Source organism: Paenibacillus sp. MT124, from assembly GCF_058792755.1.
The window spans coordinates 4,305,025-4,327,674 of sequence record NZ_CM179500.1 but is presented as its reverse complement, the minus strand read 5'-3'; the positions used below and the strand labels follow the sequence as shown (position 1 = coordinate 4,327,674).

Here is a 22,650-nt window from a genome sequence, read left to right as displayed (position 1 = left end):
CCAAGGTCATGAATCTAGAAGTGAACGCAATTTTCCAAATTGCGGGCATCGGAATCATCATTGCGATGATTCATACGGTGCTGAAACAAATGGGAAAGGAAGATATGGCGCACTGGGTGACCGTGATCGGATTTGTCGTTGTATTGTTCATGGTTGTTCGCATGCTGGACAGCCTGCTGCAAGAGATCAAATCGATCTTTCTGTTTCAATGAAAACGGTCATGAAGCCGGGATGGTGGTGACCTGTGGAAATTATCCAAGTCGTGGGTCTAGCCCTGATTGCAACAGTTCTTATTCTCATCGTTAAGGAACAGAAGCCGATGTTTGCATTTCTGATTGCGGCTGCGACAGGCATTGTGATTTTCATGCTGCTCATTGGCAAGATTGGCGCTGTGATTGAGGTGCTGAAGCGGCTGGCCGAAAATTCAGGCATGGAAAATATCTATCTGAAAACGGTGTTGAAAATTATTGGTATAGCATACATTGCCGAATTCGGTGCTCAGATTGTAAGGGATGCCGGGCAGGAGAGCATCGCTTCCAAGATTGAACTTGCCGGTAAGGTATTGATCCTCGTACTCGCTATTCCGATCATCAGCATTATTATTGAAACCGTCATGAAGCTGATGCCGGTCTAGAAGGAGGCGTGCATACAGCAAATGAACATGATGCAAGACAAGCAGCGATGGCGCCTTACAATCGTGCTGGTGCTGTGTTTTCTGTTTGCCATAATGGGACAGGTTGCAGCAGGCTCAAGCTCACCCACGGATGAATGGATGCAGCAGCAGGCCGATCAGCTTCCCAAGGATCAAGTGGAGAAATATTGGGATCAGCTCATGCAGCAATATGGTGGCTTTTTTCCGGATGGGAAGACCCCTTCTTTCATGGATATGCTTATCCCGGGCAATGAGGGATTCAGTCTAAAATCAGTGTTTGTGGCCATTGGCACTTTCATGCTGCATGAGATTTTATATAACGGCAAACTGCTCGTCACCATCGTGATGCTGAGTGTGCTGAGCATGATTTTGGAAACACTGCAGACCGCATTTGAGAAAAACAACATAAGTAAAATCGCCTACTCCCTCTGTTACATGGTCATCATCGTCATTGCGATTAACAGCTTCAGCGTAGCCATTGGATATGCCAAGGAAGCCATTGAAGGTATGGTCAACTTTATGATGGCTATGGTGCCTTTACTATTCACACTCCTGGCCTCCATGGGAAACATCATTACCGTTTCTGTTACGCATCCGCTGATCATTTTCATGATCCATCTGGTCAGCACGCTGATTCACATCGTTGTATTTCCGCTATTATTTTTCTCGGCTGTACTGCACCTTGTCAGTTCAATATCAGACAAATATAAGCTGACTCAACTGGCAGATCTGCTTCGCAACATTAGCGTTGCATTACTCGGCATTCTGCTGACGATGTTTCTCGGAGTTATCTCAGTACAGGGGGCTTCAAGCTCCGTTGCAGATGGCGTAAGCCTCAAAGCCGCCAAGTATATCGCAGGCAATTTTGTCCCCATTGTGGGAAGAACATTTGCAGATGCAACAGACACGGTTATCACGGCTTCCATGCTGGTCAAAAACGCCATTGGCCTAACGGGTGTCATTATCATCCTGTTTTTATGTGCGTTTCCTGCGCTGAAAATATTGACACTTGCCCTTATCTACAACATTACAGGAGCAATCATGCAGCCGTTAGGAGATACGCCGATCGTTGGTTGCCTGCAAGCCATAGGGAAATCGATGATCTATGTCTTCGCAGCTCTGGCTGCCGTGGGATTGATGTTTTTTCTGGCAATTACGATACTGCTTACTGCAGGCAACCTGACAATCATGATGAGATGAGCAGGTGATCTCGGGAAAGGAGCTGGAAGGATGGGGTGGCTGAGCACTTGGCTCCGGGAATTGATCATGATCGTGCTGCTGGCAACATTCGTGGATATGCTGTTACCCAACCGCTCCATGGAGCGTTACGTCAAGCTTGTGCTGAGCCTCCTCATCCTCCTAACACTCCTGTCGCCCATTACCAAGCTGCTGCGGAGTGATCCGGTTGGTGAACTGAAGCGGGCCATGACAGCCATGGAATCACCATCGGATGCGAATGTCACACTGGAACAGATCTTGGCTCAAGGCAGGCAGCTGCAATCGAATGAGCAGGAACAATCCCTGCAGTGGACGGCACGGGAACTCGCGAGTGTGATGAAAGGGCAGATCGAGGAAACGACGGGAGAACGGGTTCAATCCGTTGAAGTCCAGTTGGTCATGTCCAAACGCCAGGCCGATACAGAGGCTTCTTCCGAAGGGGATCTGCCCGTGATTAAAAGTGTCATCGTGCAAATGTCCCCTCCTGGGAGCGGGAAGCGAAATGATACTGAGCAGCAAGGTACAGCGGTAAACTCCAGCCCGGTGTTCGAATCTGAACAAGCTGGGGATTCTTCCGAAGCAGCTTCATCTCCGCAGCCAATCGAGATTGGACAGGTACAGGTGCCTGAAGTACAGATTGAGGTGGGCAAAGAGAATGTTAACCAACATGCAGTTAATGAAGGTTCTCTGGACCAAGATGAAACGAATGGGACCGTATCCGAGCCTGTGAATGGAGATTCTGGAGGCAATGATCAAAAAGAACAAGGGACGTCCCGCTCCGAGCAAGCTGTGCAAATTATTACACTTCTCACCGAAAAGTGGGATATTGATGCCACCAACGTACAGGTGAAGGAACAGAAAAGCGCTCAGGCGTTGTAAAAAAAGGAGGGTATCCGATGAAGCAATGGCTTAAAAAGATTGAAGGCCTGCTCGGTGGAGGCGAAGGCGGAGCCAGACGAAGCCAGACGTTCCGCTGGCTCATCATTCTGGGCCTGATCGGAGTAGGAATTATGCTGTTTAACTCCTTCGTCAATGTGAAAAAGATTGATTCCGAGAACATCGGACGAGAACCCCCGGATCCGGTAGCATCGATGGCGTCTTTACCAACTGATCCGGCAGATCAAAATCCGTTTCAGGCCATAGAATTCGCATTTGAAGACAAGATCAAGGGTGTACTTGAAAACATCGTTGGTGTAGGAACGGTGGATGTCATGGTCACTGTCGATTCCACCGAGGAATTGGTCGTGCAACGAAACGTAAAAGATTCGCAGCAGCTGACCGAGGAGACGGATGCAAACGGAGGCAAGAGGCACATGACCCAATATACCCGCGATGGCGAGATCATTACTTATGAAATTTCAGGGGATCAGACACCGATTGTTACGAAAAAGCTCAAACCACAGATCAGGGGGGTGCTCGTCGTTGCCAAAGGTGCCGAAAACAAAGTCGTGAAGGATTTGATAACCGATGCTGTGGAAAAAGGACTGAATGTCGCTGCATACCGAATATCGGTCGTGCCGCGTAAGCAGGACTAGTCAAGTGCAATCCGAGTGGAATGGCCCAGTTATTATACGAATCAAGCTAATTTGAGGAGGAAGTTCTAATGAATAACAAACGCCAAACGGTATGGCTCGTTTCTATGCTGAGTCTGATGGTCATTTTGTCCGCATATTATCTGTTCACTGAAGATTCTGGTCCAGTTAATGCCCCAGTGGCGGAGAGCCAGCAAGTGGATGGTATCAATCAGGGGGAAGTCAAAGAGACAGCCGGCATTCTTGATCCTACAGAAGGTTTGGTTATCAATGAAGTTGTGAACGAAGGCGAAGTAACCGGTTCTGATCCTGCAGGCCAGACAGCTTCCGAGGAAACGGAGAATCCTGCGGCTGCTGAAGGACAGCAGGCTGCTGAAACAGAGCAAACTCCAGCAGCAGAATCAGGTGAGAACAAGGCTGAAACGAATGAAGAAGCAGATAAAGGAACGGCCACCACACCTGATGCCAGCAGTCAAACCGAGGGAAATGCAACCAAAACGGATGAAGAAGTACTGAAGGAGATGGAAGAACAAAATACGGCGGCATCCGCAAGCAGTCAGTTCCAAAATTATCAATGGCAGCGCGAAGAGAGCAACAATCGCAAGTATGAGGAACTTATGACCATTGCCGGCGATCTGAGCAAAACGCCAGAGGAAAATGCGAAAGCGACTGAAGAGCTCCGTGCATTGGAGGAAAAAGAAGCCAAAATTAACGGCATTGAAGAAACGCTGTCCCAACAGTTCGCCAATGCGATCGTACAAGAAGATGCTGACAAGTATAAAGTAGTCGTGCTTAGTGATAAACTGGACGTTAAGCAGGCAGTTTCTATCGTGGACTTAGTCATGAAAGAGCTCGCCGTTACGCAAAACAGAATCAGCGTGCAATACGTGACAGAACAGTAATCTGATCCATGGAGAAGTGCCCCGGGAGCTTGTTAAAGTCTCGGGCTCTTTCCATTTTTAACGATTATGATATAATACATAAAGCCATATGACCGTCCTAGTGAGACTGGCATGATGCCGAAGGAGTGAATAATGGAAATGTTTAAATTGAGTGAGATCAAAGAACTGATCAAACTGGTAGATGAAAGTTCCGTTCAGGAGTTGGAAATTGAAAATGAAGGATCACGTCTGTCGATCCGCAAACCGGGTAAAACCGAATACGTTCAGGCAGCTGCGGTTCAACCGCAAGTCATTGCTGCTCCGCAGGCACAACAACCTGCTGCAGTTGTAACAGAAGCTGCTCCGCAAGTGGATACTACAAGCCATTTACATAAAATTGTATCCCCGATGGTGGGTACTTTTTACAGAGCTTCCTCACCGGAAGCGGGTCCTTTTGTGAGCGTTGGTGATAAGGTTGTTGATAAAACAACGGTATGTATCATTGAAGCGATGAAGCTGATGAACGAGCTTGATGCCGACATCAAGGGAGAAATCGTTGAAGTGCTGGTTGAGAACGGACAGCTGGTCGAGTATGGACAGCCCCTGTTCCTGGTTAAACCGGAATAACGGTAAATCGCCGGGGAGAGGCAACCGCTTTAGCTTCGAAGGAGGACAATAACGAAATGAAATTTCAAAAAATACTGATTGCGAACCGTGGAGAGATCGCGGTACGCATTATTCGTGCCTGTCGTGAGCTCGGTATTTCGACAGTTGCGGTTTATTCGGAAGCGGACAAGGATTCTCTGCATGTACGTCTTGCAGACGAAGCCTATTGTATTGGGCCTACGTTGTCCAAAGACAGCTATCTCAATTTCACCAACCTGATGAGTGTGGCGACATTGACGGAATGTGACGCAATACACCCTGGTTATGGATTCCTTGCGGAGAACGCCGATTTTGCGGAAATTTGTGATTCCTGCAACATCACCTTTATCGGTCCTTCCCCTGAAGCCATAACCAAGATGGGTGACAAAGCTGTCGCCAAGCAAACGATGAAGGACGCGGGCGTTCCTGTTATTCCGGGATCCGACGGTCTTGTCGAAAGCATGGAAGAAGCGATCATGCTTGGCCGGGATATTGGCTACCCTGTTATTATCAAAGCTACTGCAGGTGGCGGAGGTAAGGGGATTCGTATCGCGGAAGATGAAGAAGCCCTGATCAAACAGATTACGGCTGCTCAGCAGGAAGCGCAAAAGGCTTTTGGCAACGGCGGGGTGTACCTGGAGAAATTCCTGACAGGCATGAAACACGTCGAGATTCAGATCATTGCCGACAAGCATGGGAACGCAGTACACCTTGGCGAGCGTGATTGTTCTGTTCAACGCCGTCGTCAGAAGCTGGTCGAAGAAGCACCTTGTCCAGTGCTGAATGAGGAAGTACGTACACGGATGGGCGAGGCTGCGGTTCGTGCAGCACTGGCTGTGGATTATTCCGGTGCAGGAACACTTGAGTTTTTGCTCAGCCCTAACGGAGAATTCTATTTCATGGAAATGAATACGCGTATTCAAGTGGAACATCCTGTTACCGAAATGGTGACAGGCGTGGATCTGATACGCGAAATGATCTCGGTAGCTGAAGGCAACCCGCTGTCATTCCGTCAGGAAGATGTTGTCATCAACGGATGGTCAATCGAATGCCGTATCAATGCTGAAGATCCGGATCGCAATTTTATGCCTTCACCAGGTAAAATTGGTTTTTATCTTGCACCAGGTGGTCCAGGGGTCCGCGTGGATAGCGCAGCTTATCCGGGCTACACGATTTCTCCGTTTTATGACTCCATGATCGCTAAGTTGATTGTGTGGGGTGCGAACAGGGAAGAGGCGATTGCCAAAATGAAACGTGCACTGGCTGAGTTTGCGATTGAAGGCATCTCTACCACGATTCCTTTCCATCAGAAATTGCTGGAACATCCAACATTCATTCGGGGCGATTTTGATATTAAATTCCTCGAGGAAAACGAGATTTAACAAGCATATTGGGCTTGTTTGTCATAATCTAGCCCAAATGATATAGTATGTAATAATAAGAGCGCATGTCTCCTGCAAGGGATAAGCCCACACTTTTCGTGGTGAAGTTTGCTTGCAGGGGTTCCGGAATTTCCCGGGCCGGCAGGGTGTCCAAAGCCATCAAGCCTGTAGGACAGCGCCCTGACGGATGGCCGCAAACTTATTACGCGAAAGGTGTGTTGAACAGTTATGAGTACACTACCGACAGAATTTGAACGAACGGATATCGGTGAAATCCAGATCGCACCTGAAGTCATTGAAGTAATCGCTGGGCTGGCTACGGTTGAAGTTAAAGGAGTAGCAGGCATGAGCGGTGGTTTCGCGGGTGGATTTGCTGAATTGCTTGGTCGCAAAAACCTCTCCAAAGGCGTTAAAGTGGAAGTGGGCCAACGCGAGGCTGCAGTGGATGTATCGGTTATCATCGAGTATGGTTATCGTCTTCCCCAAGTGGCTACTGAAATCCAACAAAATGTTAAACGCTCCATTGAGAATATGACTGGATTGAATGTGAACGAGGTTAACGTGCATATTCATGACGTTCAGTTCAAAAGCACTGAAAAAGTGGAAGAGATTGACCTGAACAGTCAGCGTGTAAAATAAAAGAAGACAGATTCCCCCGGCATGACTGCCGGGGGTTATCCCGTCTTGGACATGTCTTCATTTTCCATTGGGACATATGGATAGAACGTGTTGACATGATATGTATGTGTTCAGGTTACAGCAACGTTAGTGAGCAAGGGAGGCTGTGCAGTTCGTGGCGAAAATACTGGATCGGCTTCTGTTGTTTATATACAGCATAAGCGTTGGAGCAATATCGGCAGTTGTCATTCTACTCATTAGTGGAGTACTGCCTTACGAATTGAATTACCAGCAGGAACAGAACGTCATTGTTGCAGCCGTTGTTGCAGCTGCGATTTTGTTTATCCTGAGTTTGCGTTTTTTTTACATCTCGGTACGGCGTGGGCGGGCTTCGTTGCCATCTGTAGATCAGCGTACGGAATACGGTGATGTGCAGATCTCAATGGAGACCATTGAAAATCTCTGCCTGAAAGCAACTTCCCGCTTCCGGGGAGTACGCGATGTTAAGGCACGTATTCGTGTGGTTGAGTCAGGATTGGAGATAATGATCCGTGCAGTGGTCGATGGCGAGACGCCAATTCCAACGCTGAGTTCGGATTTGCAAAAGGCCATACATGATCATGTACACGAGATTACGGGGATCCCGGTTTCGAATGTAACCGTGTATGTTGCCAATGTTACCCAGTCGCCTAACTACAAGAGTCGAGTGGAATGAGGTGAGTTTCACTGATGCTGTGGAGAGAGATTTGGGATAGTCACAGAGGCCGGATAACCGGAATTGTGGGCGGCATCTTTTTTGGATTTCTTTATTTGTTTACCGGGTTTTGGGATATGTTGTTCTTTGCACTTTTGGTGTTCATCGGTTATACATTAGGCAGACGAAGCGATTCGAAGCTGGGCTTGTTCATTCCCTGGAGGGAATGGGGACAATGGCTCGGAGAGCGCTGGCGTCCGTTTAAGTGAGCCACCTGAACCCTGCAATATGTTTCTTCCGAAAAGAGCTTAGTTTAATATGCCCGTTTTTTGGAGGAAACGTACTGCAGGTTTTTTTGTGAAAAGGGATAACAATAACCATATCGTAAAGGCCACTTCGATTAGCATCACAAACATGATGCGTGGATGGTTCTTTTATTTTAAAATAAGCATGATGACGCTCGGATGAGCGCTGCAGGAGGCAGGACATGAAAAGACGTTTGGCAAGGGAAATTGCGGTACAAAGTCTGTATCAGATGGAAATGAATGAAGTAGGTGCAGCTGAAGCTGTAAATATGCTGATTAACGAAGCGGCCGAGGAAAATGAAACGGAAGTCGTTATTCACGATGCAGATGTAATGCGCAGTTATGTAACGGAAATTGTTCAAGGAACATGGAATCACAAGGAAGCCATCGACGGATTGCTGGTGGATTATCTCAAGGGCTGGCAAATTAGCCGTCTATCTCGGGTAGACCGTCAGATCTTGCGGCTGGCCGCATATGAAATGGTGTTTCGGGAAGACGTTCCGGCGAAAGTATCGGTCAACGAAGCGATTGAACTGTCCAAGCATTTTGGTACAGAAGAATCCGGGAAGTTTGTTAACGGTGTGCTTGGACGCATGATCCAGGAAGTTGACACGATCAAAGCGAAATTGTCCTAAATAGCGAGTTACTTATTAAATGTTCACATAAGGGAGAGAGAGTACAATGACAGCATCTATTATTAACGGTAAAGAAGTGTCCCAGGAGATCCGCGCAGGCATAACTGAAGAAGTGAAGCAGCTTAGCGAACAGGGGGTTGTGCCTGGTCTGGCTGTTGTGCTCGTCGGGGAAGATCCGGCATCCCAAGTCTATGTGCGAAATAAGGAAAAAGCTTGTCACGATCTCGGTTTTTACTCCGAAGTACATCGTCTGGATGCAGATACGTCCCAAGAGGACTTGCTGGCTCTGGTGGACAAGCTGAACAATCAGAGCTCGATCAACGGGATTCTCGTTCAGCTCCCATTACCGAAGCATATTGAGGAGAAAGCTGTTATTGATGCAATAGCGGTTGAAAAAGATGTGGACGGTTTCCATCCGGTCAATGTGGGTAACCTTGTGATCGGCGATGACAGTTTGCTGCCATGTACACCTGCTGGAGTGATTGAACTGATCAAGCGGACAGGATTGGAAATGTCAGGTAAGCATGCTGTTGTGATCGGACGCAGCAATATTGTGGGCAAGCCGGTATCTTTGCTGCTTCAACGTGAGAATGCAACTGTAACAATGTGTCATTCACGTACGGCAAACATGAAAGAAATTACGCGTCAAGCCGACATATTGGTCGTAGCAATCGGTCGTGCAAACTTCGTGGATGCCGATTATGTGAAACCGGGTGCTGTAGTCATCGATGTGGGTATGAACCGTTTGGACAATGGTAAATTGGCGGGAGACGTGGATTTTGAAAGTGTGAAGGAAGTTTCCGGTCCTATTACTCCAGTTCCGGGTGGCGTTGGACCAATGACGATCACCATGCTGATGCAAAATACACTGATCGCTGCCAAACGCGCTCACGGATTGGCCTAGGTACATTTGTGGCAGATCGGCAGATCTACTCCATCAAAGACCTGAATCGGTATATCCGAATGAAATTGGAATCCGATCAGGTCCTGTCGGACGTCTGGCTGCGTGGGGAGATATCCAACTTCACACATCACTCTAGCGGCCATATGTATTTTACATTGAAGGATAAGGACAGCCGGATTAAGGCTATTATGTTCGCGTCCCATAATCAGCGATTGCCCTTTGTGCCAAAGGAGGGTGCAAGGGTTATTGCTCGTGGAAATGTATCGGTTTATGAGCGGGACGGTCAATATCAATTTTACGCTACTCAGATGCAGCCTGACGGAATCGGAAGCCTCTATCTGGCTTATGAGCAATTGAAAAAGAAGCTCGAGGATGAGGGGCTTTTCTCTTCGTCCAGGAAACGTGCTATTCCGAGGTATCCCAAAACGATCGGTGTAGTTACGTCTCCTACAGGAGCAGCTGTACGGGATATCATGATAACATTGCAGCGCAGATACCCTTCTGCGAAAGTTCTTCTATATCCTGTTCTGGTTCAGGGTAAAGGCGCAGCACCTTCGATCGTAAAAGCCATTCGCAACCTGAATCTCCTTGGTGAAGCGGACGTGCTGATTGTAGGCCGGGGCGGGGGATCACTGGAGGAACTGTGGGCTTTTAATGAAGAGATGGTCGCAAGAGCCATTGTTGATTCAGATATCCCAGTGATCTCTGCAGTCGGACACGAAACCGATTTTACCATTGCAGACTTTGCTGCAGACTTGCGGGCTGCGACGCCAACAGCGGCTGCTGAACTGGCTGTGCCAAACCGTGCAGAGCTGCTTGAGCAGATTGCGCTAAGACAGCGTCAGCTACAGCATAGTCTACGTCAACGGGCTGCACATAACCGTGAACGACTTGCAAGATTACAGCGTTCGCCGGTACTTGTTCACCCAAGACGGACATTGATGCAGCATACAGAACGATTGGACATGCTGCAACAGCGGCTTTTGAGGACAGTAGATACACGAATGAAATGGACCGCGGAGAAACAGGAGCGTCTTCGTGCTGCTCTGCAGCGGTTTAATCCGCGCGAACAGGTGAATACGGCTCAACGGGAAAATGCCGCAGCGCGGCGTCAGCTTGAACTTGCGATGAGGTCTATCGTCAGATCGAAGCAGCAGCAATGGAAATCTTCCGTGCGCCACCTCGATGCTCTAAGCCCGCTAAAAGTCATGTCTCGGGGATATAGTCTGGTGTATGACGAGCAGGAGCAAAGACTGATCAAATCGTTGAAGGAAGTGCAGCCTGGAGATTCAATTAAGATTAAATTAACAGACGGACAGCTGGACTGTCAGGTTTGGGGAATGAAGGAGGATGACAACATCCATGGCGAATGAACCGGAACTGAATTTTGAAGAGGCAATGGCAGCACTTGAAGATATCGTAGCTCAGCTGGAACATGGGGATGTTCCATTAGAACAGGCCATTGATCTGTTTCAGCGAGGAATGAAACTCTCCCAGTTATGTGGAATCAAGCTGGAACAAGTGGAACGCAAGATTGAAATGATCGTAGAAGAAGATGGGGAACTTCGGAAGAAGCCGTTCGGTGCTTCGGAAGTTGAGAGCGGTGAAGGCAATGAGTAGTCGTCCTTCCTTTGAACAGTATCTCCAACAGACTACAGATGAGGTTACGAAAGCTTTAAAAGAGATTCTCCCAGTTCACTGGGATGTGCCTCAATCCCTGCGTGATGCGATGCAGTACTCACTTATGGCTGGAGGCAAGCGCCTCCGTCCTCTTCTGGTCGTCGCTGCGGCTGAAGCCCTCGGAGCACAGCGTGCAGCTGCGCTACCGGTAGCCTGCGCCGTGGAAATGGTACACACCTATTCTCTTATCCACGATGACCTGCCTGCAATGGATAATGATGACTATCGTCGGGGAAAATTAACGAATCACAAGGTTTACGGTGAAGCCACCGCGATTCTTGCAGGGGATGCTTTGTTGACTCATGCGTTCTATAGTGTGGTGCAAGCAGGCCGCAAGAACGGTGTTCCGGCAGAAGCTTTGCTTTCTATTGTGGAGGATCTTTCCGAACTGGCTGGTGCCCGTGGCATGGTTGGTGGGCAAGTGGCCGATATGGAAGGTGAGCAAGGGATGACGGATCTGGAACAACTGCAGTACATTCATTTGCATAAAACCGGTGATTTGATCGTGTTCTCATTGCTGGCTGGTGCCCGTATTGGTGGTGCAACAGAAGGACAGCTTGATGCACTGCGTGTATTCGGACGTGATCTTGGTCTAGCTTTTCAGATTCAGGACGATATCCTTGATCTGACTGGGGATGAGCAAAAAATGGGCAAGAAAACCCAAAGTGATGTAAATCAGCAAAAGGTGACTTATCCATATTTCATAGGTATGGAAGCGTCTCAAGAACAGGTGGAATCCTTGACCCAATCCGCAAAAGAGGCTCTTGGCAGAGCTGACTTGTCAGATTCATCGCGGTTGATGGAGATCGCAGATTATTTAATGCGCAGAGATCATTAGTCTAAAAAGTAAATGAAACTGCCCTGCGGCTGTTTCGTAAGATTTAGATCGGTGTAATAATGTTAATGTGCTTTTTGCACGGTGATTACATTTGACATAACGGATACATAATAATGGTTCAATTCACTTGTCTTGCTGGCGAAAAAGCTCGCAATCTGGAGTATGAAGCCGTAAATTATGATTCCTGTTCTTTTATGTTATAATGATTTAATGTTATTTAATAAAATTCAGTTTGAAAAGTGTTATCCAATTAATCAAACAATCTAGGAAAGCGGGGAGATTCTCGTGCTGCTTCCACAAATTAAACAACCCAGTGATCTAAAATCGATGTCTCCGGATGATCTTGTTTTATTATCCGCAGAGATTCGGCAATTTCTGATTGAGAAATTGTCCGTAACGGGGGGGCATCTGGCACCGAATTTAGGCGTGGTTGAGCTCACGGTAGCCCTGCACTACTGTTATAACAGTCCCGTAGACAAAATGATTTACGATGTAGGGCATCAAGCGTATGTGCATAAAATTCTTACTGGACGCATGGACCGTTTTGATACATTGCGTCAGCACAATGGATTGTGCGGGTTCGTCAAGCGTAATGAGAGCGAGCATGATGTATGGGAGGCTGGACACAGTAGTACATCTTTGTCTGCTGCCATGGGTATGGCTCTTGCACGTGATTTGAAGGGCGAAGATAATCAGGTTATTGCCATGATTGGTGATGGAGCTCTTACAGGTGGTATGGCCTTTGAGGCACTTAATCATATTGGTCATGAGCAGAAAAAACTGATGGTCATTTTGAATGATAATGAAATGTCCATTGCACCCAATGTTGGGGCGATGCATAAATATTTAAGCAAAATCCGTTCCGATCGCCATTATCTTAAAGCCAAGGATGATGTGGAAGGAATGCTCAAAAAGATTCCTGCCATTGGAGACCGTTTGGCTAAATCGGCAAGCTGGATTAAGGATAGCGTCAAATACATGATGGTTCCGGGTGTTTTGTTTGAAGAACTCGGCTTCACTTATTTGGGACCTATCGATGGACATGACATTCCCAAATTAATTGAGACGTTCAAGCAAGCGGATAACGTGGAGGGACCCGTTCTCGTTCATGTTCTAACAACCAAGGGTAAGGGATACCAGCCAGCTGAGGCAGATTCACACAAATGGCATGGTATCTCTCCTTATAAAATAGAATCCGGTCAGGTGCTCAAGGCAGTTGGCAAACCAATGTACACCGAAATATTCGGTCAGACACTCGTTGAACTTGCGAAAGAAGACCAGCGTATTGTTGCTGTAACGCCTGCTATGCCGACAGGATCGGGGCTTATTCCATTTAGCAAGGAATTCCCGGACCGCATGATTGATGTAGGGATTGCAGAGCAGCATGCTGCAACCATGTGTGCTGCACTGGCCATGGAAGGCCTGAAGCCTGTCTTTGCTGTATATTCTACGTTTATGCAGCGGGCTTATGATCAGATCGTGCATGATATCTGCCGTCATAATGCCAATGTGATCTTTGCCATTGACCGTGCGGGGTTTGTTGGACCTGATGGAGAGACGCATCAAGGCGTGTATGATGTGGCGTTTATGAGACATATTCCTAATATTGTACTTATGATGCCGAAGGATGAGAATGAACTGCGTCACATGATGAAAACGGCACTTGATTACAATGAAGGACCTATTGCTTACCGGTATCCTCGAAACAATGTGGTAGGCGTTCCAATGGATGAGCAGCTCGTACCGATTCCAATCGGTACTTGGGAACAGCTGCGCCCATCTGAAGGTTATGCCATTATCGCTTCGGGTTCCATGGTTCAAGTTGCTGAAGAAGCATCTGAAACCGTGAAAAAGGAAGGCATTACAGTCGGAGTGATCAATGCACGTTTCCTCAAGCCACTGGATGAGCAAATGCTTCGTGATCTCGCGATTCGTGGTACCAAACTGATTGTGCTTGAAGAAGCTTCTCAAGCAGGCAGTATGGGCAGCGCGGTGCTTGAGTTCTATGCTGAACAGGGTCTGCATGATGTACATGTTGATCTTATGGGGATTCCGGATCGATTCATTGAACATGGCAGCATCAATGAACAACGGGCCGAAGTTGGGCTTACGGTAGATAACGTATGTGTGCAGCTGCGCAGTTTGGCAGCTCAAACCTCTTACGGCATGTCCAGAACCCGCTTTCCTTCTTGATCAATGGATTGCTTTACCTATATAAATGAATTAACTATATGATAGGAGAAAGACATGTCACTCCCGAAAGAACGAATTGATGTTCTACTGGTCGAGCAGGGTTATTATGAAAGTCGTGAGAAGGCAAAAGCGGCAATCATGGCTGGACTGGTGTATGCCAACAATGAACGAATAGAAAAGGCAGGCATGAAAATACCACGGGAAGCTGAACTAAAGGTTAAAGGCTCGGTGCATCCTTATGTGGGGCGGGGTGGATTGAAGCTTGAAAAAGCAATTAAACACTTCGTCCTTGACATGAACGGCCTGGTCATGCTTGATATTGGTTCCTCAACGGGTGGATTTACGGATTGTGCATTACAACATGGAGCATCGCATGTATATGCCATTGATGTAGGTTACAATCAGCTGGACTGGTCGTTACGCAATGATGACCGGGTTACCGTGATGGAAAGAACCAATTTTCGATATGTGACGCCTGCGGATTTAATTGGACCTGAGCCAAACTTTGCCAGCATTGATGTATCCTTCATATCGCTGCGTATTATACTGCCGCCCTTGCTTGCTCTCCTGAAGCAGCCGGCAGATATTGTAGCATTGATCAAGCCTCAATTTGAGGCAGGACGTGAGAAGGTAGGTAAGTCTGGTGTGGTTCGGGATCCAAAAGTACACAAGGAAGTACTGGAAACCATGCTTCACTTCGCGAATGAACTTGGTTTAAAACTTCGGGGCTTAACCTTCTCGCCTATTACCGGTGGAGAGGGCAATATCGAATTTCTCGCTCATTGGCGTCTGGAAGAACCGGATGCATCACAACAAGAGAAGGATCTGGCTTCACTCGATGCACTTGCCCAGCAAGTTGCTATGGAAGCCGCACATACTTTTACGGGAAACTCATCATAGGATGAGTTTCTTTTCGCTGGAAAGGTGATCCTATTAACAGGAGATCGACTGCCGGACCTCGAATAAGTCTTCGAGGTGAACGATGATGAAAGGGCAATCCGACACAATCGTTATAGGTGTAATTGCTGTCATTTTAATCATATGGCTCTTTTACGGTTTGCGTAATTGGCTGAATCGACCGGTACCGGTAAGTTTGTCAGGCATGCAGCTGAATTCCGACATACCGCATTCCCCGGTTGTTGATCTGCTTGAAGCAGAGGGGTATGAAGTCATCGGAGGCAAAATGAAAATACCGCTCGCCTTTGAGGTCAATGAATCCGTTTTTTATAGTCGGCTGTTTGTTGATTATGTTGCCGAGCGTGATGAGATCAGATATTTGGTCAAGACGTCAAGGCGTAGACAGCCGGTGGAATTCACAGGTCCTGCCATACGGGATCGCTTTTTGTACTATTTATTGTTGTATCCAGGTTGTGAAGGTATATTGTACGTGGATACGGAAGAATCCAGCGTGAAGATCATCCGTTTGATGGATTATGAGGAAGATGTATATGATGGGGATGATCTAAGCTAGGGAATCAATGGTAACTATTTAAACTGGAGGCATGTATGAAAGGACAACGACACATTAAGATACGTGAAATTATTAGTCAGAATGAAATAGAAACCCAGGATGATCTGGTTGAAGCGCTGCGTCAAGCCGGTTTTCAGGTGACACAGGCCACGGTATCCCGTGATATTAAAGAATTACTGTTGATCAAAATTCCAATGGATGATGGTCGTTACAAGTACTCACTGCCAACAGACCAACGGTATAATCCAATCCAGAAGTTGAAACGGGCACTAGTGGATAACTTTCTCCATATTGACCACACCAATAATCTGGTTGTAATGAAATGTCTGCCAGGAACGGCAAACTCCATTGCGGCCTTGCTGGACAATATTGAATGGACTGAAGTTATGGGTACAATCTGTGGTGACGATACGATTCTCATCATTTGCCGTACTGAAGAAAATAGCGTGACGGTTATCGATCGAATTATGGGTTACATTTCTTAAAATCCGATTTTAAACATAATTGCTGAGTTTGTCATCCGGAGGTGCTTTGGCCGATGCTAGTTACATTATCGATTCGTAATCTGGCTGTTGTAGAAGAAGTGGATGTAGTATTTCACGCAGGATTTCATGTGTTATCAGGGGAAACAGGTGCAGGTAAATCAATCATTATAGATGCGCTCGGTTTGATCGCAGGTGGCCGGAGTTCGGCCGATCTGATCCGTTACGGTTGTGACAAAGCGGAGATGGAAGCCCTGTTCGAGATGGAACAGGGTCATCCGGTGTGGGAAACACTGGAGAAGCTTGGGATTCATTGTGAACCTGAAGAACACCTCGTGATTAGACGGGAGCTGAATACACAGGGTAAGAGCACATCCCGCATCAATGGTCAGTTAGTCAATCTGACGATGCTGCGAGAAGTGGGAGAAAAACTGATTAATATTCATGGTCAGCACGAGCACCAAAGTTTGCTGCGTGCTGAAAGCCATCTGGGCTTACTGGATACCTACGGAGCAGCTGTCATTGGTCCAGTAAAGTCGGAATATCAGGAAAGGTACAGCCGGTTCATTACTGCTGAGAAAGAACTGCGTGCCCTTCAGGAGTCAAGTCAGCGTGCATATCAGCTGCTGGATATGTATCGTTTTCAACTGGAGGAGATTGCTGCTGCCGGGTTAACAAGCGGTGAAGATGAATTACTTGGAGAGGAACGGGTCAAGCTATCCCATAGTGAGAAAATGATGGACAGTGTTGCCGGTGCATATGATCTGCTCAGTGGTCAGCGCGGACTCGAGGCAGTAAGCATTGCCCTCTCCCGGATAGAAGATATTTCTGGTTACGATAGCAAAGGGTTACAGCCTATCGTGGAACAGCTGCAGTCGGCCTTTTATCAATTGGAGGATGCTACATTCCAGTTAAGGGATTACCGTGAAAAAATAGAGTTTAACCCCGGTCGACTAGAGGAGGTTGAGCAGCGCTTAAACTTGATTTCTGGTCTAAGACGGAAGTACGGGGACAGTGTTGACCTTATTTTGAATTATTATGAACAGATTAGCCATGAAACAGACCAGCTGGAAAACAAGGACGAGCGCCTGGAGAAACTGCGTGCTGAGCGTGACAAGCTCCTGGTGCTGGTGATGGATTCTGCAGAGGATCTGAGCCGGGTACGCAAGCAGTGTGCCGATGAACTCGCTGCTCAGGTGGAGAGTGAGCTGAAGGATCTTCAAATGGAGCGTACAACGCTGCGTGTACAAATAACGCCATCAGAAGATCCGAAGGGGATTGAATGGAACGGGCGCAGGCTCCGGCTGAGTCGTCAGGGAGCGGACAATGCCGAATTTCTCATCTCGCCGAATCCGGGCGAACCGCTGCGCCCATTAGGTAAAATTGCATCAGGTGGTGAGTTATCCCGAATAATGCTTGCCATGAAGAGTATTTTCGCGCGTCACGATCGAATTCCAGTCCTTATATTTGACGAGGTTGACACAGGAGTTAGCGGACGGGCAGCACAATCGATTGCAGAGAAACTGTTCCGTTTATCCTCAACCTGCCAAGTATTTTCGATTACACACTTGCCACAAGTCGCCTGTATGGCAGATCACCAGTACCTCATTGAAAAACATGTCGTTGACGGGCGTACAATGACGCAGGTGGAATCGCTGTCAAACGAGGGCAGAGTGAAGGAATTGGCACGTATGCTCGGTGGTGTTGAAATTACAGAAAAAACATTGCATCATGCACAGGAAATGCTGAATTTGGCGGAAGCCAAAAAAGGAGGAAACGAGCGACCGGCGTAATGATTGACAGTAATAAAAGCCTGGGGGCAAGGTTATCTTATAGGTACGCAATTGGCGACCACCTTTCGTCAAGCGAAAGAAGCAAAGGGAGTGTGACAGCCATTGAATTCCCCCCTCAGGAAGAAATTGCTAGGTCTTTTATTTGCCTTCTTTCTATGTGTAATCAGCCAGGCCATTCAGCCTGTGCAGAGTTATGCCTCCTTACCTGACGAATTACAGGTATTTGCAGGCAGGCAAGCAGATGTACGACTCGCTGTACCGGCTTCTTCCAGCGCCGTTGTAGACCGACCGGATATTGTTGGTTTAGATGGACAGGAGCAAGCAGTGCATGTCACGAAGCAGCAACCGTTGCATCTTCATCCTCAGCAGACAGGGCAAGCGAAATTAACCTTGAAGCTGTGGGGCAAAATTCCGGTCAAAACGGTTAATGTGAACGTGATTCCGGATTTGCGAGTTGTACCCGGGGGTCAAACCATTGGCGTAAAAGTAAAGTCCGCTGGGATTTTGGTTGTAGGTCATCACTTGGTCCATGCTGAAGGAGACCAAAGAGTCTCTCCAGGAGAAACAGCAGGCATTAAACTTGGGGATCTGATAACCCATATGAATGGCAAACGTCTGGATGGTGTTGCAGGCGTTGCTGAAGCCGTAGAGCAAGCAGGAAAAAGTAAAAAAGGGATCGATGTGGTATTGCAACGTGGGAAGGAAACCGTTAAAACACGACTCACACCAGCATACGATGCCGAGGATCAGGCCTGGAGGCTTGGATTGTACATTCGTGATTCTGCGGCAGGCGTAGGTACTTTAACGTTCTACGCACCAGACCAAGGCGTGTATGGAGCTTTGGGGCATGTGATTACGGATATGAACACTCAAACATCCATTGTTGTAGGCAGTGGACAGATTGTCCAGTCAAATGTGACGTCTATATCCAAAAGTGAATCCGGAGATCCGGGTGAAAAACGCGCACATTTTCTTAAGGAAAGCAAAATATTAGGCAATATTGAACGTAATACGGCTTTTGGCATATTCGGTAAGATGTCCGACAATCCCGATCACAGTTTATACACCAAAGGAATTCCTGTCGCTTTCTCACATGAAGTGAAGGAAGGACCGGCAGAAATTTTGACTGTTGTCGATGGTCAGCAGGTTGAACGTTTCGCCATCGATATAGTCCATGTGGCCGATCAATCGGAGCCTGCAACCAAAGGTCTTGTGCTTCGCATTACAGATCCTAAGCTGCTTGATAAAACGGGTGGGATCGTTCAGGGAATGAGCGGCAGCCCAATCGTTCAGAATGGCAAGCTTATTGGCGCTGTGACACATGTGTTTGTTAATGACCCTAAATCAGGTTACGGGTGTTTCATCGAGTGGATGTTACAGGATGCCGGCGTGATGATCAAAAAGGAAAAAGCAAAAAATCTTAAGGCTGGGTAAACCGCCTTAAGATTTTTTGTCGAATGGAAAAGATAATTATCACATAATGAAATAAATTATTTATTATATAGCAATGCGAAAAAAAAATAAAGAAAAATAATTTTCGACAGAAGGAATTTCCTCGCCTGTGTCGAAAATTTAACCTGTAAGGAAATGTACGAAACAGTGGTTAAACCAAAGGAGGATACCGTTTTGCAAAAAATTGAGGTATTGCTGGCTGATGATAATCGTGAATTTACGAATTTGCTTGCCGAATATATATCCGAACAGGAAGATATGGAAGTTACCGGAATTGCCTACAACGGGGAAGAAGTACTGCAGTTGTTGGAGCAAAGCCGTGATGTGCCGGATGTATTGATTCTGGATATTATTATGCCTCATCTGGATGGGCTGGGTGTATTGGAGCGTCTGCGCAACCTGAACCTGAATCCACAACCGAAAGTGATCATGCTTACGGCATTCGGTCAAGAGAACATCACACAGCGTGCCGTGCAGCTCGGTGCTTCTTATTACATCCTCAAACCTTTTGACATGGAAGTGCTCGCTAACCGAGTTCGCCAGCTTGTAGGATCCCAGACAACCGTCTCTTCAAGCACGAACAGTGGTTCATCCATGTTTATGACCAACAAATCTAATGTAGTGCCAATGGGCAAACACAAAAATTTGGATGCCAGCATCACGTCCATCATACATGAAATCGGCGTTCCAGCGCATATTAAAGGATATCAGTATTTACGTGAAGCCATCACCATGGTATATAACAATATCGAAATTTTAGGTGCGATTACCAAAACGCTGTACCCTGCGATTGCCGAGAAATTCAAAACAACGCCGTCCCGCGTAGAACGGGCTATCCGCCATGCGATTGAAGTGGCATGGACACGCGGAAACATCGACAGCATCAGCCACCTGTTTGGCTACACGATTAACATCAGCAAGTCGAAACCGACGAATTCCGAGTTCATCGCGATGGTTGCCGACAAGCTGAGAATCGAGCATAAGGTGTCTTGAAAGGACCGGGAGTAGTTAGGTAATTATGAAAGCAACAGCATACTAAATGCCGCGATTTACGGGTCGATTAGCGTCCTATAGATTGCGGCATTATTTTTTGTTTTCTAATTTATTTTTTATTGATAATGAAAATTATTATCATTTATAATAGAGAGATAATTAGAAAGTTTGATTTGGAAGGTAAGATTGGGGAGAGATTCATGCAATCAAATGATCAGATACAACTTTGGAATCAGGCTGCGGTCAAAATTCTGGATGTTCGCCGGGTTGTTCTGGAAGCAGGAGAGCGAATTCAAGCCTATTATCTCCCTGCGAACAGTTTTATGTACAGTTTGAGGGGAAATGCTCTCGTTGAAATGGATGGACAAAAGCATGTGACGAAGGAATTTAACTTGCTGCATGGAACTAAGGGGTCAAGACTTGATATCGAAGCCAAAGATGAGTTCGAATATATTATGCTGTTTTACAGAGCAATTCTTGCCTTCCCGAAACCGAGGTATGTATGGCGCTTAGAACAGGCTTCGGTTACACCATTTGCGCTTCAATATACATTTTTGCCGGACAAACCTCTTCTATTGCTGCGTTATCTTAATGAAATGGAAAAGGCCTGGATTCACGCAAGCCATCTGGATCAACTTCAGCTCAAAAGCCTATTTTATCAATTTGTCTACGAACTTATGTCTCAACTGGCAGAGCAGGAAATACGCACAGCACGTCCAGATCCAGTGAAACAGGTGCTTCAGTACATACAAGCCCATTATAGGGAGCACATGACCCTTGATACGTTGGCACATCATTTCAATTACAGCTCACGTCATCTGTCCATGCAGTTTAAACGGAAGACAGGTTCTAGCCCGATCGATTATTTGATCCAGTTACGGCTGACAGAAGCGAAAAAATTGCTGGGTTATTCGGACACTACCTTGAGGGATATTGCAGCAGAGGTCGGTTACTCCGATGTATATTATTTTAGCCGCCTATTCAAAAAACATGTAGGCATGCCGCCGATCCGTTATCAGCAAAAAGTTAGAGAACAAAGGATAATAGAGGATCGTCCATTAGATGTCTCTGAATTGTCCATTGGCAGTAGACGTAACCAAAGATATATTGATTATGATAATCATTATCAATATGTTAACGGAGGGTCTACACGAATGAAAAAAAGAAAAGCTAGCTCCAGCATGATATTCATTGCCATATTAAGTTTGACCATGATGTTATCCGCCTGCGGGGCAGGATCAACAGCAGCGCCGACTGCCAGCGAAGCAACGGGTAGCAGTTCGAACACTAACACTGCAGCCTCAACCACCACGGATGCAAGTGCACAGACGAATCAGGATAACGAAACGCGTACGATCTCGACGGTGAAGGGAGAAGTGGTTGTGCCTGCAAATCCCAAACGTGTCGTGGTGCTTTATCTCCAGGGAGATGTTGTTGCTCTTGGGGTGAAACCAATCGGCACTTCGGAAGTATTCGATGGAGCGGCGTACAAAGGTGAGCTTGACGGGGTAAATTCACTGGGGAGCTGGTTTGAACCAAATGCGGAGGCTGTCATTGATCTGGATCCTGATCTGATTATTGTACCTTCGGAAGCAACGTATACGTTATTAAAAGATATTGCACCTACGATTTACATTCCATACGAGAAAATGACCACTGAAGAAAGACTTCGGGATATCGCAAATATTTTTGGGAAAGAGCAGGAAGCCGAGAAGCTAATTGTTGAATTAAACAGTAAAGTTGAAGCAGGCAAGAAAAAACTTGCTGATGCAGGCATACTGGACAAAACGGTTTCCATCGTCGAAGGTGGTCTGAAGGAGATGTCCGTTGCGGAAAGCAAGCAATATGGACGGGGTTCTCAGGTGATTTATGAGTACTTGGGCATGAAAGCGCCAAAAGCTGTTCAGCAAAAAATAGATACAGTAACCGCTGCTGCAGGTTCAACTGTATCCATGGAAGTTCTCCCCGAGTATTTGGGGGAGTACGTGTTCCGATCTGTATATGAAGGAGCAGACGATCTGTCTGATAATCCGGTTTGGAGCAGTGTACCCGCGGTAAAAGAAGGACGTTTAATTGAAATTGACTTTGATTTCTTCTATTATTCGGATGTATATTCCATCAACAAACAGCTCGATTATGTTGTGGAACATTTATTGGATACAGTAAAAACAAAATGACCCTTATTGGATCATCTTTGTTTTGAGAAAATTGTTTTATTTTTATCCATTGTATTTTGATAAGATTCCCATTAAACTAGGGATTAAGTGATAATGAGAATCGAT

24 protein-coding genes are annotated in these 22,650 nt (G+C 46.7%); all 24 read left to right on the top strand.

Going from position 1 to position 22,650, the window contains the following annotated elements; translation table 11 throughout:
* The first annotated feature begins 8 nt into the window (after positions 1-8).
* The 24 genes from spoIIIAC to AC3RCI_RS19445 all read left to right on the top strand — a co-directional run bounded on the left by spoIIIAC (position 9) and on the right by AC3RCI_RS19445 (position 22,545).
* Positions 9-212, top strand: a complete 204-nt coding sequence (gene spoIIIAC, locus AC3RCI_RS19560) for a stage III sporulation protein AC (protein ID WP_017687585.1) — start codon at positions 9-11, stop codon at positions 210-212.
* A 32-nt stretch (positions 213-244) separates the two neighbouring features.
* Entirely contained in the window at positions 245-634 is a 390-nt protein-coding gene (gene spoIIIAD / locus AC3RCI_RS19555; RefSeq protein WP_095359283.1) for a stage III sporulation protein AD, read from the top strand.
* Between the two features lie 21 nt (positions 635-655).
* Positions 656-1,852, top strand: coding sequence for a stage III sporulation protein AE (spoIIIAE, locus tag AC3RCI_RS19550; protein WP_336780689.1), 1,197 nt, complete (start codon positions 656-658; stop codon positions 1,850-1,852).
* Between the two features lie 30 nt (positions 1,853-1,882).
* Positions 1,883-2,749, top strand: a complete 867-nt coding sequence (gene spoIIIAF / locus AC3RCI_RS19545; protein ID WP_492526034.1) for a stage III sporulation protein AF — start codon at positions 1,883-1,885, stop codon at positions 2,747-2,749.
* A gap of 17 nt (positions 2,750-2,766) precedes the next feature.
* A complete protein-coding gene (spoIIIAG, locus tag AC3RCI_RS19540) occupies positions 2,767-3,405 on the top strand; it encodes a stage III sporulation protein AG (protein ID WP_095290425.1) in 639 nt (212 codons plus the stop codon).
* 68 nt (positions 3,406-3,473) lie between these two features.
* Positions 3,474-4,304 (top strand): SpoIIIAH-like family protein, encoded by an 831-nt coding sequence (locus tag AC3RCI_RS19535; RefSeq protein WP_336780691.1) that lies wholly within the window; start codon positions 3,474-3,476, stop codon positions 4,302-4,304.
* Between the two features lie 138 nt (positions 4,305-4,442).
* Entirely contained in the window at positions 4,443-4,910 is a 468-nt protein-coding gene (gene accB, locus AC3RCI_RS19530; protein WP_095359390.1) for an acetyl-CoA carboxylase biotin carboxyl carrier protein, read from the top strand.
* A gap of 56 nt (positions 4,911-4,966) precedes the next feature.
* A complete protein-coding gene (gene accC, locus AC3RCI_RS19525; protein ID WP_095359280.1) occupies positions 4,967-6,310 on the top strand; it encodes an acetyl-CoA carboxylase biotin carboxylase subunit in 1,344 nt (447 codons plus the stop codon).
* A gap of 228 nt (positions 6,311-6,538) precedes the next feature.
* Entirely contained in the window at positions 6,539-6,949 is a 411-nt protein-coding gene (locus AC3RCI_RS19520) for an Asp23/Gls24 family envelope stress response protein (RefSeq protein WP_024630996.1), read from the top strand.
* Positions 6,950-7,103: 154 nt separating this feature from the next.
* On the top strand, positions 7,104-7,643 hold the full coding sequence (amaP, locus tag AC3RCI_RS19515) for an alkaline shock response membrane anchor protein AmaP (RefSeq protein WP_095290430.1): 540 nt from the start codon (positions 7,104-7,106) through the stop codon (positions 7,641-7,643).
* Positions 7,644-7,657: 14 nt separating this feature from the next.
* Complete coding sequence (locus tag AC3RCI_RS19510) at positions 7,658-7,891, top strand: DUF2273 domain-containing protein (protein WP_095290432.1); 234 nt, start codon at positions 7,658-7,660, stop codon at positions 7,889-7,891.
* Positions 7,892-8,109: 218 nt separating this feature from the next.
* The gene (gene nusB, locus AC3RCI_RS19505) at positions 8,110-8,562 is read left to right on the top strand and encodes a transcription antitermination factor NusB (protein WP_336780692.1); all 453 of its coding nucleotides are present in this window, start codon (positions 8,110-8,112) and stop codon (positions 8,560-8,562) included.
* Between the two features lie 46 nt (positions 8,563-8,608).
* A complete protein-coding gene (folD, locus tag AC3RCI_RS19500) occupies positions 8,609-9,466 on the top strand; it encodes a bifunctional methylenetetrahydrofolate dehydrogenase/methenyltetrahydrofolate cyclohydrolase FolD (RefSeq protein ID WP_127537934.1) in 858 nt (285 codons plus the stop codon).
* A gap of 8 nt (positions 9,467-9,474) precedes the next feature.
* The gene (gene xseA / locus AC3RCI_RS19495; protein WP_492526032.1) at positions 9,475-10,839 is read left to right on the top strand and encodes an exodeoxyribonuclease VII large subunit; all 1,365 of its coding nucleotides are present in this window, start codon (positions 9,475-9,477) and stop codon (positions 10,837-10,839) included.
* The gene (gene xseB, locus AC3RCI_RS19490; RefSeq protein WP_095290439.1) at positions 10,829-11,086 is read left to right on the top strand and encodes an exodeoxyribonuclease VII small subunit; all 258 of its coding nucleotides are present in this window, start codon (positions 10,829-10,831) and stop codon (positions 11,084-11,086) included. The genes xseA and xseB overlap by 11 nt, the downstream gene beginning before the upstream one ends.
* The gene (locus AC3RCI_RS19485) at positions 11,079-11,984 is read left to right on the top strand and encodes a polyprenyl synthetase family protein (protein ID WP_492529955.1); all 906 of its coding nucleotides are present in this window, start codon (positions 11,079-11,081) and stop codon (positions 11,982-11,984) included. The genes xseB and AC3RCI_RS19485 overlap by 8 nt, the downstream gene beginning before the upstream one ends.
* Before the next feature lie 285 nt (positions 11,985-12,269).
* The gene (gene dxs / locus AC3RCI_RS19480) at positions 12,270-14,177 is read left to right on the top strand and encodes a 1-deoxy-D-xylulose-5-phosphate synthase (protein WP_336780694.1); all 1,908 of its coding nucleotides are present in this window, start codon (positions 12,270-12,272) and stop codon (positions 14,175-14,177) included.
* A gap of 54 nt (positions 14,178-14,231) precedes the next feature.
* Positions 14,232-15,077 carry a TlyA family RNA methyltransferase gene (locus AC3RCI_RS19475; RefSeq protein ID WP_492526030.1) on the top strand — a complete coding sequence of 282 codons (846 nt, stop codon included), beginning with the start codon at positions 14,232-14,234 and terminating at the stop codon, positions 15,075-15,077.
* An 82-nt stretch (positions 15,078-15,159) separates the two neighbouring features.
* The gene (locus AC3RCI_RS19470; protein ID WP_492526028.1) at positions 15,160-15,648 is read left to right on the top strand and encodes a hypothetical protein; all 489 of its coding nucleotides are present in this window, start codon (positions 15,160-15,162) and stop codon (positions 15,646-15,648) included.
* 35 nt (positions 15,649-15,683) lie between these two features.
* Positions 15,684-16,133, top strand: coding sequence for a transcriptional regulator AhrC/ArgR (ahrC, locus tag AC3RCI_RS19465; protein ID WP_336780696.1), 450 nt, complete (start codon positions 15,684-15,686; stop codon positions 16,131-16,133).
* A gap of 53 nt (positions 16,134-16,186) precedes the next feature.
* The gene (gene recN / locus AC3RCI_RS19460; protein ID WP_336780697.1) at positions 16,187-17,923 is read left to right on the top strand and encodes a DNA repair protein RecN; all 1,737 of its coding nucleotides are present in this window, start codon (positions 16,187-16,189) and stop codon (positions 17,921-17,923) included.
* A 102-nt stretch (positions 17,924-18,025) separates the two neighbouring features.
* A complete protein-coding gene (spoIVB, locus tag AC3RCI_RS19455; protein WP_336780698.1) occupies positions 18,026-19,357 on the top strand; it encodes a SpoIVB peptidase in 1,332 nt (443 codons plus the stop codon).
* Positions 19,358-19,549: 192 nt separating this feature from the next.
* Positions 19,550-20,368, top strand: coding sequence for a sporulation transcription factor Spo0A (gene spo0A / locus AC3RCI_RS19450; protein WP_095290453.1), 819 nt, complete (start codon positions 19,550-19,552; stop codon positions 20,366-20,368).
* A gap of 200 nt (positions 20,369-20,568) precedes the next feature.
* Positions 20,569-22,545: a helix-turn-helix domain-containing protein gene (locus AC3RCI_RS19445; RefSeq protein WP_336780699.1), complete on the top strand. Its 1,977-nt coding sequence runs from the start codon at positions 20,569-20,571 to the stop codon at positions 22,543-22,545.
* Positions 22,546-22,650 lie beyond the last annotated feature (105 nt).

Bases quoted from the DNA above. Each gene is read 5' to 3' on its own strand.
- spoIIIAC (WP_017687585.1), top strand. From the start codon at position 9: ATGAATCTAGAAGTGAACGCAATTTTCCAAATTGCGGGCATCGGAATC.
- spoIIIAE (WP_336780689.1), top strand. From the start codon at position 656: ATGAACATGATGCAAGACAAGCAGCGATGGCGCCTTACAATCGTGCTG.
- spoIIIAF (WP_492526034.1), top strand. From the start codon at position 1,883: ATGGGGTGGCTGAGCACTTGGCTCCGGGAATTGATCATGATCGTGCTG.
- spoIIIAG (WP_095290425.1), top strand. From the start codon at position 2,767: ATGAAGCAATGGCTTAAAAAGATTGAAGGCCTGCTCGGTGGAGGCGAA.
- AC3RCI_RS19535 (WP_336780691.1), top strand. From the start codon at position 3,474: ATGAATAACAAACGCCAAACGGTATGGCTCGTTTCTATGCTGAGTCTG.
- accB (WP_095359390.1), top strand. From the start codon at position 4,443: ATGTTTAAATTGAGTGAGATCAAAGAACTGATCAAACTGGTAGATGAA.
- accC (WP_095359280.1), top strand. From the start codon at position 4,967: ATGAAATTTCAAAAAATACTGATTGCGAACCGTGGAGAGATCGCGGTA.
- AC3RCI_RS19520 (WP_024630996.1), top strand. From the start codon at position 6,539: ATGAGTACACTACCGACAGAATTTGAACGAACGGATATCGGTGAAATC.
- AC3RCI_RS19510 (WP_095290432.1), top strand. From the start codon at position 7,658: ATGCTGTGGAGAGAGATTTGGGATAGTCACAGAGGCCGGATAACCGGA.
- nusB (WP_336780692.1), top strand. From the start codon at position 8,110: ATGAAAAGACGTTTGGCAAGGGAAATTGCGGTACAAAGTCTGTATCAG.
- folD (WP_127537934.1), top strand. From the start codon at position 8,609: ATGACAGCATCTATTATTAACGGTAAAGAAGTGTCCCAGGAGATCCGC.
- xseB (WP_095290439.1), top strand. From the start codon at position 10,829: ATGGCGAATGAACCGGAACTGAATTTTGAAGAGGCAATGGCAGCACTT.
- AC3RCI_RS19485 (WP_492529955.1), top strand. From the start codon at position 11,079: ATGAGTAGTCGTCCTTCCTTTGAACAGTATCTCCAACAGACTACAGAT.
- AC3RCI_RS19475 (WP_492526030.1), top strand. From the start codon at position 14,232: ATGTCACTCCCGAAAGAACGAATTGATGTTCTACTGGTCGAGCAGGGT.
- AC3RCI_RS19470 (WP_492526028.1), top strand. From the start codon at position 15,160: ATGATGAAAGGGCAATCCGACACAATCGTTATAGGTGTAATTGCTGTC.
- ahrC (WP_336780696.1), top strand. From the start codon at position 15,684: ATGAAAGGACAACGACACATTAAGATACGTGAAATTATTAGTCAGAAT.
- recN (WP_336780697.1), top strand. From the start codon at position 16,187: ATGCTAGTTACATTATCGATTCGTAATCTGGCTGTTGTAGAAGAAGTG.
- AC3RCI_RS19445 (WP_336780699.1), top strand. From the start codon at position 20,569: ATGCAATCAAATGATCAGATACAACTTTGGAATCAGGCTGCGGTCAAA.